Source organism: uncultured Mycobacterium sp. (assembly GCF_964249325.1).
Lineage (GTDB): Bacteria > Actinomycetota > Actinomycetes > Mycobacteriales > Mycobacteriaceae > Mycobacterium.
Genome location: NZ_CAXUCH010000147.1, coordinates 941 through 10,780, shown reverse-complemented (window position 1 = coordinate 10,780; position 9,840 = coordinate 941). Strand labels below are relative to the sequence as shown.

General features: G+C 65.3%; 11 protein-coding genes and 1 pseudogene. 5 read left to right on the top strand and 7 right to left on the bottom strand.

Annotated elements, in window-relative coordinates; all coding sequences use genetic code 11:
* Positions 1-100: 100 nt before the first annotated feature.
* Positions 101-433 (top strand): annotated as a pseudogene (locus ACFE99_RS17020) (DUF3140 domain-containing protein); the annotation flags it as partial.
* Between the two features lie 354 nt (positions 434-787).
* Positions 788-1,627: an SDR family oxidoreductase gene (locus ACFE99_RS17015; RefSeq protein ID WP_375487311.1), complete on the top strand. Its 840-nt coding sequence runs from the start codon at positions 788-790 to the stop codon at positions 1,625-1,627.
* 167 nt (positions 1,628-1,794) lie between these two features.
* Here ACFE99_RS17015 and ACFE99_RS17010 read toward each other — a convergent pair whose 3' ends face one another.
* Both ACFE99_RS17010 and ACFE99_RS17005 read right to left on the bottom strand, forming a co-directional pair.
* Entirely contained in the window at positions 1,795-2,085 is a 291-nt protein-coding gene (locus tag ACFE99_RS17010) for a PhoU domain-containing protein (protein ID WP_375487309.1), read from the bottom strand.
* 165 nt (positions 2,086-2,250) lie between these two features.
* Positions 2,251-3,000, bottom strand: a complete 750-nt coding sequence (locus ACFE99_RS17005; RefSeq protein ID WP_375487307.1) for a cutinase family protein — start codon at positions 2,998-3,000, stop codon at positions 2,251-2,253.
* 237 nt (positions 3,001-3,237) lie between these two features.
* Between ACFE99_RS17005 and ACFE99_RS17000 the strand changes: the two genes are divergently transcribed.
* Complete coding sequence (locus ACFE99_RS17000) at positions 3,238-4,134, top strand: manganese catalase family protein (protein WP_375487305.1); 897 nt, start codon at positions 3,238-3,240, stop codon at positions 4,132-4,134.
* A gap of 63 nt (positions 4,135-4,197) precedes the next feature.
* On the opposite strand, the gene ACFE99_RS16995 is transcribed toward ACFE99_RS17000, so the two are convergent.
* Positions 4,198-4,782, bottom strand: a complete 585-nt coding sequence (locus ACFE99_RS16995) for a hemerythrin domain-containing protein (RefSeq protein WP_375487303.1) — start codon at positions 4,780-4,782, stop codon at positions 4,198-4,200.
* Positions 4,783-5,270: 488 nt separating this feature from the next.
* On the opposite strand from ACFE99_RS16995, the gene ACFE99_RS16990 reads away from it, so the two are divergent.
* Positions 5,271-5,975: a cutinase family protein gene (locus ACFE99_RS16990; RefSeq protein WP_375487315.1), complete on the top strand. Its 705-nt coding sequence runs from the start codon at positions 5,271-5,273 to the stop codon at positions 5,973-5,975.
* A 306-nt stretch (positions 5,976-6,281) separates the two neighbouring features.
* Here ACFE99_RS16990 and ACFE99_RS16985 read toward each other — a convergent pair whose 3' ends face one another.
* Together ACFE99_RS16985 and ACFE99_RS16980 are read right to left on the bottom strand one after the other, a co-directional pair.
* On the bottom strand, positions 6,282-6,695 hold the full coding sequence (locus ACFE99_RS16985; RefSeq protein WP_375487301.1) for a ChaB family protein: 414 nt from the start codon (positions 6,693-6,695) through the stop codon (positions 6,282-6,284).
* Positions 6,696-6,721: 26 nt separating this feature from the next.
* Entirely contained in the window at positions 6,722-7,258 is a 537-nt protein-coding gene (locus tag ACFE99_RS16980) for a DUF1360 domain-containing protein (RefSeq protein ID WP_375487299.1), read from the bottom strand.
* Between the two features lie 125 nt (positions 7,259-7,383).
* Between ACFE99_RS16980 and ACFE99_RS16975 the strand changes: the two genes are divergently transcribed.
* Entirely contained in the window at positions 7,384-8,067 is a 684-nt protein-coding gene (locus ACFE99_RS16975) for an HAD family hydrolase (RefSeq protein ID WP_375487297.1), read from the top strand.
* Positions 8,068-8,080: 13 nt separating this feature from the next.
* Here ACFE99_RS16975 and ACFE99_RS16970 read toward each other — a convergent pair whose 3' ends face one another.
* A complete protein-coding gene (locus tag ACFE99_RS16970) occupies positions 8,081-8,302 on the bottom strand; it encodes a DUF2795 domain-containing protein (protein WP_375487295.1) in 222 nt (73 codons plus the stop codon).
* Between the two features lie 108 nt (positions 8,303-8,410).
* Positions 8,411-9,796 carry an amidase gene (locus tag ACFE99_RS16965; protein ID WP_375487293.1) on the bottom strand — a complete coding sequence of 462 codons (1,386 nt, stop codon included), beginning with the start codon at positions 9,794-9,796 and terminating at the stop codon, positions 8,411-8,413.
* Positions 9,797-9,840 lie beyond the last annotated feature (44 nt).

Genomic DNA, 9,840 nt, shown 5'->3' with positions numbered 1-9,840 from the left:
GTGTCGGGCCGCTCGTCGATCGGGTCACGGGGAGCCGGCCGGATTAGCCCTTCTTTCTGCCGGGTAGCCGGACGGGGAAGCAGAAGCCGGTTTGCTGGTGATGATGATCCGCCGATCCGTCGACGGGGGGTTGACCGTTATGACACGGCACGTCGAGGTCGACGACGCGTTGTGGGACGAGTTCCACCGGGTGGTCAACATGTCTTCGCGCGAGCTGCTCGAGTGGCTGCGCGTCCGCTCGGCGGACGAGCAGACCGAAGAGCTGCCCGACCAGGCCGGCACCCAGACCGGCCAGCGGGTGCTGCAGATCCTGAAGAAGCGGCGGGTCGACCTCACCGAGGACGACGAAAGGATCCTGCGAAAGGTGGTCGACAAGGTCCACGCCGAACGCCGCGCCGACCTGGAGCCGACCGCCGGCCAGGAGAACTGGCGGCGCCGGCTGATGACTATCGGTCACGACCTTGAAGGAAGCCCGGCATTGACACCGACGCAACACCGGCGGTTATCAGACACGTCGAGAAAAAGGGAGTTCATGATGGGACGCGAGAGCGCGAAGCACAGCCCGCGCGAGGACGAGCAGCTCAAGCGTGAGCTGCGGGGAACCCTGCAAGGCAATCGCTCCAGTCGGGCCGAGGAATGGCGCGACCCAGAGTCACCGGCCGACGACGATCCAGACGTTACGAACGCCGGGCCGCCAATCCGGTGACCTTGCCGGCCGACCGATACGACCCCAGCCGTCGAAGCGACTACCGCGCTTCCAAGCGGCGTTTCGGAGAGGGAATTGAACATGGGCTTTCCCGAGCAGCAGCAAAACGTACCCGGCGTGCAGTCGCAAATGCAGCCAGTCCCCGATTGCGGCGAAAAGAGTTACCGCGGTTCGGGGAAGCTCACCGGTAAAAGAGCGGTCATCACGGGAGGCGATAGCGGTATCGGCCGCGCCGTCGCGATCGCCTTCGCCCGAGAAGGCGCTGACGTGCTGATCGCATATCTCAACGAGGACGACGATGCCCAAGACGTTGCCCACTACGTCGAGGGGGCCGGCCGCAAGTGTGTGTTGGTGCGCGGCGACCTATCCGAGCCGGCGCACTGCCGCGCGGTCATCGACCGGGCCGCACAAGAATTCGGCGGCATCGACGTGCTGGTCAACAACGCCGCCTTTCAGATGACTCACCAAAGCCTCGAAGAGATCAGCGACGACGAATGGGAATACACGTTCAAACTCAACGTCGGTGCGTACTTCTACCTCGCCAAAGCGGCGTTACCGCATATGCCCCACGGCTCGTCGATCATCGGTAGCTCTTCGGTGAATTCCGACGCACCCAATCCGACCCTGGCGCCGTATGCGGCGACCAAGGCGGCGATCGCCAATTTCTCGGCCAGCCTGGCGCAGCTGCTGGGCGAAAAAGGTATCCGAGTCAACAGTGTGGCGCCAGGACCGATATGGACTCCGCTGATCCCGTCGACAATGCCCGCCGAGAAGGTGAAGTCGTTCGGCGAGAACGTGCCGCTCGGACGCGCGGGACAACCCGCAGAGTTGGCGCCGATCTATGTGTTGCTCGCCTCCGACGACGCCAGCTACATCTCCGGCGCTCGGGTCGCGGTTACTGGAGGCAGGCCGATCCTTTAATTCAGCGCGCCCGACGCACCCCGCCCGCTGGGATCCGGATCACCTTTGATATCAAGGGGATTCGGTAACTAGTCAGCGGTATAACCGGGGGCGGTCATGGCGACTTCGCGTAGCCGTCGAACGATGCCGAGGGTGACACCGGTGCCGCGGCTACCTGTGACGGTTTTTCATGGCGTGATCTTTGGCGGCTGTACGGCAGGCCGATCGCCGTTGCTTTGGTAGGTGTAACGCTCAGCGATATGCACGGCGTAGTCCGCGAAACGCTCGTAGAGCACACTCAGCAGGGCCACGTCGACACCGCGGGCAACGCCGTACACCCAATTCGGTTCGATCAGTACGGCGAGCAGCTGGCGGTATAGGCGATGCACCGCGCGGTCGTCGCGACGAAGATCGGCCGCTAATCGTGGCTCCTGCGACAACAACACTTCCTGGGCAGCACAGGCCAGCTGCACCGCCATTGCGCTCAGCTCGGCCCGCGTCCGCTAACGTCCGCGGGAACTGCATGACGGGGACCCAGCAGCAGTGCATGCGTGGCATGGTTCATTGCCTCGGCGGCCATCGCGCACATTTCTGCGAGCAGATCCGCTAGTGGCGTCGGGCCCGTGGTTGCGGTCAGCGGCAGGTCAGTCGCCAAAGCCCCCGGTCGGCGGCGGGACCGGTGCCGGTGCCGGTGAACCCCCGCCAAGGCGGCTCGCGGCGAAGTCGGCACCCCTGTCGATGATGCTTCCGTCGTCGGCGTACATATCGTGGGCGGCGAAATTCATCCCGTCGGAGCAGACCGGGTCCTCGGGGGCGCACACCTTGATGGTCTTCGCCAGGTATGCCGGGCCGATCACGACCGGCGGCTGCCCGAGGAAGTTCATGGCGCGGACATTGGGCATTCCGAAGAGCACGACGGCGGCGACGTGGTCAGCCACGTCCGGCGACAGCGGTTTGGGCACGGTCGCCGGATCGACTCCATCGGGCACCGCAGGCGAGGTGACGAAGCCCATCACCGCCGCGCCCTGGGAATAACCACTCAACACCATCTTGGTCTGGGGACAGCTGCTCGCGGTGGAAACGACATGAGTGCCCGCGTCTCGAATACCGTCGAGGCCGGACGTGGCCCAGTCGTCGCTGGCGGGGTAGTTGACCGGGTACACATCCATCGACCTTCCGCCGACACGGGAGCGCAGGGAGTCGACGAACGCCTGCCCGGTCGGGCCGACACCGGGAGGCTCACCGGTGCCCCGGGCGAACACCACCTGCGTGTCGGGGCAGGGCTGGGCGGATGCGGACGGAGCGGCCATGGCCCAAAGCGCGTAGGCGCCAAGGCCGCCGACTGTGACGGCTAGCGCGGGACCAATGAACCGGATGAGGGGACGTGCATTCATGCCGGACAATGTGCCCAACCAAACGCCTCGCCAAACGAGAAACTTTTCGCGGCTTGCTCCACCCGATGGTGCTGCTAGCCGGCGGTGTGTGGTCGCATCCGAGCGGCTCGGAGAATTACCGGCTATCGCAGCGCGATACGTCGTCCGAAGGCGGTGCAGCCGCCGATCATCAGCCGGTTTGGCTCAGGCGGCCGAGGGTACCCGTGCTCGAGGCATACACAAGGGCGAGGAGCCGCAATGTTCATCCACAACAAGGATCTACAGTTCGACGTCCGGGTCAGCGAGCCCGACCCGCGGTTCGCTACCCTGCTGCAAGAACAATTCGGCGGCGCCAACGGCGAACTGAAGGCCGCGGTCCAGTACTTCACGCAGGCGTTCCTTCTGCGCCGCAAGAACCCGAAAATGTACGACCTGTTCATGGACATCGCGACCGAGGAGCTCAGCCACCTGGAGATGGTCGGGTCGATGATCACGATGCTGCTCGACGGCCTCAACGACGACCTCAAGACGGCAAACGAGCGCTGCGACTGGATGCCCGCTGTCGGCAGCGCCGAGGGGCGCGACCACATCATCGACCAAGTCGCGGTAAATCCCTTCTATTTCGCGCTGACCGGCGGCGGCCCGCACGTCAGCGATTCGCAAGGCTCGCCATGGACGAGCGCATACATCAATGCCAACGGCGACCCGTCGGTGGACCTGCGCAGCAACCTGGCCGCCGAATCGCGGGCCAAGATCGTCTACGAATACCTCAAGCAGTTCACCGACGACCCCGGCGTGCAGGACACACTGACTTTCTTGATGACCCGCGAGGTCGCCCACTACCAGCAGTTCACCGCGGCGCTCAACGAACTTCCGGTGAATTTCCCGCCCGGACAGCTTCCCGGCGACGACCGCTTCCAAAACGTTGCGTTCAACATGTCCGACGGCGACGGCGACGTGCGCGGTCCCTGGAACCAAGGCCAGGGCCCGTGGCCGCAGGGTATGGAGTGGAAGTACGTCGAATCACCCAACTCCCAGGAGTGGCTACACAGCTCGCTGCGGGAAAACCGTGGCCAGCAAGACAATCCAGAGGGGACGCCCGCGGTGCGGGGCGAAAAGCCGTTCACTCACGAGCACCGTACGCCGACGACCTGATCGGAAGTCGACAAAAGTCAGAGCCGGCGTCCTTCTCGGGCGCCGGCTCCGGCGGCTAGTCGGTCATGGTTTCGGTGCCTCGGGCGGATTGTCTGCCGCCCGACCGCTCGCCATGTCGCGTAAGTGGTCGACCACGGAGGCACCGGCACCCATTGTCATCTGCGCCGCCGGACCCGACGGCGTATGCGGATGGGGCCGGGTCGGAGCGGCCTTTTTGGCCTGCTCCAATTTGTTGCCAAGCTTCTCCAGCTCATCCGCGCCAACAGCCGCCTTGAACTTCGGCCATACCACCGTCTGCTCATAGCGGATGTGTTCGCGGCCGGCCTTGATGAAGCCCGCTAGCGCCTCGTGATACTCACTTTCACCCGGTTTGCCGTCCTCGAGTTGCTGCAGCAGCTTCTTGCCGGCCTCCTCTTGCGCGACGGCGCGATCGGCGAGTTTGTCGCCGTCCTCCAGCGCGGCGCGTACTGCCGGCCAAAACAATTGCTCTTCGACGGCCTCATGCTGGGATTCGGCGATCACCAAGTTGGTCACCATCGTGCCCAAACCACTCAATCGTGCGCCGTCGCCCGTGGGCGCCCCATAGAGCACCTCCATCATGCCCAGCACGCTTTCATGGTCGGCCCGAAGAAAAGTCAAAGCATCCATCTCGTGCGCCTCCTAACTGTCGACCACCAGCCCATACCCGGGGACCACCGGCTGGAAACAACGCCGACGCCCAGCGCGGGCAACTCCTGGGCAGCGCCGGCGCAGCGACAGCAAGACATCGAATGGCTTTATAGGTTCTATAAGACCCGTTTGGACACAACGGGTTCGGGACGATGGGGCAGACGAGTACCCCGCGGTCCCACGTGAAAACGCGGCAGCCCAGCAGTGCTCAGCAGCTCACGGGCGACGGGTATGCGGCCACAGCGAATTCGACGCCCTCTGGCGCGGAGAATGGCTCGCCGCTGCATGACAACGACCGATGCTGAGCGGCCCTGGTGTGGGGCCAAGCACCATCTAGCCACTACACGAAGTGGTTTCGCGGAATTGACGCCAGGGTATTGAATGCCGCAAGTGTCAGGGTGCCGCGACCTGATGGAGCGAAAATGAACGTCACGGGACGGACCAACGCAAAGCAATCGCGCCGGTTGATGATAGGTATGGGCCGGTTGCTGGCCGCAGCGGTGATGACGATGACGGCGGTGAGCTCGCCGATCCGCCTTTTGGCAGCGTCGGCCGCGCCCTGCCCCGATCTTCAGGTGGTGTTCGCGCGCGGCACGATGGAGCCACCCGGCATCGGGCAGACCGGGCAGGCGTTCGTCGACGCGCTCAGCTCGCGCGTCGGTGGGAAACCGATCGATGTGTACGCCGTGGATTACCCGGCAAGCCTTGATTTCCCCACCGCCGCGGACGGTGTGATCGACGCGGGCAACCACCTCACCTCGATGGCCCACAACTGTCCAAACACCAAGATGGTGCTCGGTGGTTACTCCCAGGGGGCCGCCGTTGCCGGTTACGTCACCGCGGATGCCATCCCCGCCGGCTACACCCCACCGGCTGGCATCACCGGACCGATGCCAGCCGATGTGGCCAACCACCTGGTCGCGGTCGCGCTGTTCGGGAAACCGTCGAACACATGGCTGGAGGCGCACGACGCACCGCCCATCACGATCGGTCACCTCTATTCGCGCAAGACCATCGAATTGTGTGCCGACGGTGACCCGATCTGTTCCGCGGAGGGCAGTGACAACGCTGCGCACACGCTCTACGCGGTGAACGACATGCCGGGCCAAGCTGCCGACTTCGTCGCTCGTGGCCTCGGTCCTGGATGGGACAACTCGGGTCAGCCGTCGTGAACCGGTAGGTTCGCTCAGCCACCAGGAATGGGAAGCACGCATTTGGGCGAAACGCGGAAGTCGCAGCGCAGTAAGTTTCTGTTTGCTGGAATACGGGTAGCCCGGCGCACCCGGATGGTTCTGTGCCTGGCCGATGCCCGCGGGCAGACCCGTGGCTCGCTCTTGGCCGCGGTCGCCGGCAAAATCTCGGGCAGCTCGGTCAGCGAGGTGGACCGCGCTTTGCTCACTCTTCAATAGGGAAGATCACCCAGCACCGAAGCATTTCAGCGACGGCCCAGGGGCATCGCTTCGCTGACGCTCCAATGCTCAGCGGGCCCGCGCGCGGCGGTTGGCCTTCTTGATCGCCTCGACCAGTTCGGGCTTGCTCATCGTGGAGCGTCCACGCACGTCGAGCCGGCGGGCCACGTCAAGCAGGTGCTTCTTGCTGGCGTTGGCGTTGACGCCCTCCGCCGACGGGGCCTTGTTGTTTGGGCCGCCGCCTTCGGCGGCTTTGTCCGACGGTCCCTTTTTCTTCTTGGGCTCCCAGTGATCCCCGACTTTTTCGAAACTGTGCTTGAGCGCAGCGTAGCCGACCCGGTGGGCGCGCTCCTCGCTGCCGTACTGCTCGGCCGCCGAGTCGTGGGCTTTGGCGAACGTCCGTTGCGCCTTGGCGTTGGACCGCTTCAGCGTGCTGGGCAGCTCGCTCTTTTTCGGCTTGCCGCCCTTGGTTGTCTTCGGCATGAATCCTCCCGATCGGTGTCGTTACCTCAGCTCTCTGCGGACTGCTGCGCCTTCGCATAGGCGAACTGGAGAAAGTCCGCGCCGGCCAGTGCGGTGAAGCTGCCGGCGACCAGGCGGGTCAGCCGCGGGGCGAAGATCAAGCCGATGACGAATGCGGTGGCCACCCACATGTCGAGGCAGAACGGGCAGGTCAGCAGTTCTCCCAGGCTGTGGCGCAACTGGCTGTCGTGACGCGTCTCTTCGTGAACCTCGGCGGGACCGCCGGTGCCCGTGTAGCGGGTAAACGGCGCCCGCAGCGGGCTGGTCACCGCATCTTTGGCCAGAGTCCGGGAAAGCTTGTGGGTGCCCAACGTGACCGTGATCAGGTCCTGCAGCTGCCACCGCTCCGGGAGCTTGCGTCCGGTGGCTGCGGCCACGACCGCCGTCAGCGCCACCAGGACGCCGTAGATGGCCATGACTGCCAGATATCCACTCAGCGGGCGCTGGTTGTCTCCGCGATATTCCTCGGCTTCCTGTCGGGCACGTTCTGCTGTGCTGGCGGTTACTTCCCGCAATTCGCCCACTGGCACTCCCTCATCGGCGTTCGGTCCTCATGGCGGTTACCCGAAGTCCGTCCCGCGCAATCTGACGTTTCCGGGCCACCCCGCCGGGTACCTAATGAGCCGACGCATAGAGAGGACGGGTTGTCGTGGCCGAATCCGCCGCCGACGCACCGGCTATTTTGTTGGACCTCGATGGCACGTTGGTCGATTCGAACTTCCACCATGCGGTGACCTGGCATCGAGCGTTTTTGGACGTGGGCCAGGATGTCCCGTGTTGGCGGATTCACGGGCTTGTCGGCCGTGCCGGCTCGGAACTCGTCCGCATCCTGCTCGGTGATGAGCTGGCAGATGCGCACGGCGAAGAAGCAGAAGAAGCGCACAGCCGCTATTTCGGCGAGTTGGAGCCGGTGCTTCGTCCCCTCCCCGGCACCCGCGACTTGCTCGAGGCCATCGCCGAGCGGGGATGGCGCACGGTGTTGGCCTCGTCAGCGTCGGAAAAGACGTTGGCGTTGCTGCGCCGGGTGCTCGACGTCGACGACCTCGTCAGCGAAATAACCTCCAGCGTCGACGTCGACCGCGGCAAGCCCGATCCGGACATCGTCAGCACCGCATTGGAACGCGTCGGGCTCGACCCGGGGCGGGCGGTTTTCGTCGGCGACGCGGTGTGGGACGTGGAGGCTGGCCGACGCGCGGGTGTGCCGACGGTGGCCGTGCTTTGCGGCGGGGTGGCGCGCGAGGCATTGGAACACGCCGGAGCAGCGGGGATCTACGCCGACCCGGCGGACCTGCACGCCCATCTCGACGAAGTGAGCCGCTTGCTGCGCGGCTGATCGCCCGAGCGGTTCAGGTGAGCGGCTCCCCCGACTGGTACCGCTCGGAATCATCGGCGAACATCAGCGCCTCGTCGGCGCCCTCGTAGACGCGATCGGGCAGCAGTTCGAGGCGGGACAGCACCTCGTCGTCGGTGCGGTCAGCCCTGGCCCGGCGCAGCAACTCCGCTTTGTCGCACGGATAGCTGATTGCGGAGAGGACACACTCCAGCTCGATGTCTTCTTCATCTGTCATCGCAGGCACCTCCTTGCGGATGTCGCGGCCCCCCAAGGTGCCGGCCGCCCGATCGTGATTCCCGATCCTGCTGCGGCTAAACAGCTTCAGATAACGCGCCTCGCGCGCCTATGGGTGTTTTCCGCGATGGTCGCCGGCGCCGGCTTGGATGCGGGCCCATGGCTGTGCCTCTTCGAGTTCGTACGCCAGTTCCAGCAACCGGGCTTCGCGCCCGATGTCGGCGGAGAGCATCATGCCCACCGGCATACCGCTCGCGGATTCGGCCAGCGGCAGCGAAATCGCGGGCTCGCCGGTGACGTTGTGCAGCGGCGTGAACGCGACCCAGTCGCGCATCCGGTCCATGACCTGCTGGTAATCGGCGGTCGGATCGAGGTGACCGATGCGCGGCGTCTCGTCGGCCAGCGTGGGAGTCAGCACCGCGTCATAGGTGCCGAAGAACTCTGCCGTACGCCGCCGGATGGCGCGCAGCCGCGTGATCGCCAGCGGCAGGCGGTGCAGGTTGCGCCGCGCGTGGCGGTTCAGGCCCAGCGTCAGGTTGTCCAACCGGGTGGCATCGAAGGTGTCGCCGAACCTGCGTTGGCTGATGAACATCTGTCCCAGCGCCAGCAGCGCCCAATACAACACGAAGTCGTCGCCGAAACTTGAAGGCACAGGCGGGTTTTCGACATGCTCCACGCGGTGCCCGAGTTCTTCGAGCAGTCCGGCGGATTTCAGCGTCAGCTCACGGATTTCGGGCGTGCATTCACGATCGACCGAGCGGGTGATGACCGCGATTTTCACAGGCCGCCTGCCGGAGTGGGTGATGTCGCCGATGGGCGCGAGTTTAGGGTGCCGCCAGATGCGCTCGGCCTCGCGGTAAAAGGCCGCCGTGTCACGCACCGAGCGGGTCAGCACACCGTTGGCGACCAGGCGTATCGGCATCCGACGCAGTTCCTTGTCCACCGGAAGCCGGCCGCGCGACGGCTTGAGGCCCACCAGCCCGTTGCAGGCGGCGGGAATTCGGATCGAGCCGCCGCCGTCGTTGGCGTGGGCGATCGGAACTACACCGGCCGCGACGAAGGCACCCGAACCCGACGACGACGCACCCGCGGTGTAGTCGGTATTCCACGGGTTGCGGACCGGTCCCAGCCGAGGATGCTCGGCGGATGGGCTGAAACCGTATTCGGACAGCTGCGTTTTGCCCAGCGAGATCAGCCCGGTACCCAGGTAGAGACGGGTGAATTCGCCGTCTACAGCGGCCCGACGCGGCACCCACGCGTCGGTGCCCCGCATCGTGGGCAATCCGGCGACGTCGACGTTGTCCTTGACGGCGCGCGCCCGGTCGAATGCCTGGTAGGCCAGGCCGTTGAGGGCCGGGTTGACCGCTTCGGTGCGGGCGATGGCCGCGTCGATGACGTCTGCCCGCGCCAGCTGCCCGGTTTTGATCCCTTCAGCAATGGCGACCGCGTCGAGATCACCTAGGGCGTCGTCGCCGAATGCGTGCACTCGTCGCATGACAGCGACGCTATCAACGCGCCGCCGTCAGGGCTGACCGACCT